The sequence below is a fragment of the Bradyrhizobium sp. Unk1 genome (genome assembly GCF_059512345.1).
Genome location: NZ_JCAMOP010000216.1, coordinates 1 through 590 on the forward strand (window position 1 = coordinate 1; position 590 = coordinate 590).

Sequence of the window (590 nt, forward strand, 5' to 3'; positions counted from 1 at the left end):
CGGTTCTTGACGGCGCCAAGATCGGCAGCAGCGCCAGCCACCGTATTGATCGCGGCGGTGACCTGCGCGATGTAGCCATCGAGCGTGGTCATGTCGGCCGGGACGGTGTCCTGCAGCGCGCCGATGGCGATCGTGTCGACCGACGCACCACCGCTCACCTTGTCCAGGATACCGGTGTTGCCGGCGGTGTTGTAGAGCGTGTAGTTCGCAATCGTCAGGGTGATCTTGCCGACGGTGGGCGTGCCGCTGACACGCGAGTACGACGACACCAGGTCGACGGTACCCGTCGCGGCGGTCGCGCTCAGCCAGTTCACGCCGTTGAAGGTCGCCGCACTGGCGGTGGCCTTCATCTGCTGTTGGATCTGGGTGATGTCAGCCTGGATCTTGACGCGGTCGATACCGGCGGTCTTGGCTTCGACCAGCAGCGCCTGGAGCTTGGTCAGGCCGCCGGTCTTGTCGCCGATAACCGAGGTCAGAGCAGTATATTCGGTGTCGACGGTCGCAGCCGACAGACCGAGCGAGTCGGAGACGGCGGAGAGCGCGGCGTTGTCGGCGCGCATCGACGTCGCGATCGACCAGTAGGCGGCGTT

Annotated in this window: 1 protein-coding gene; it reads right to left on the minus strand. The window is 65.4% G+C overall.

Annotated features, from left to right (window positions below):
• A partial coding sequence (locus AC5ZFO_RS48205; RefSeq protein ID WP_496124297.1) for a flagellin N-terminal helical domain-containing protein occupies positions 1–590 on the minus strand: 590 nt, incomplete at both ends.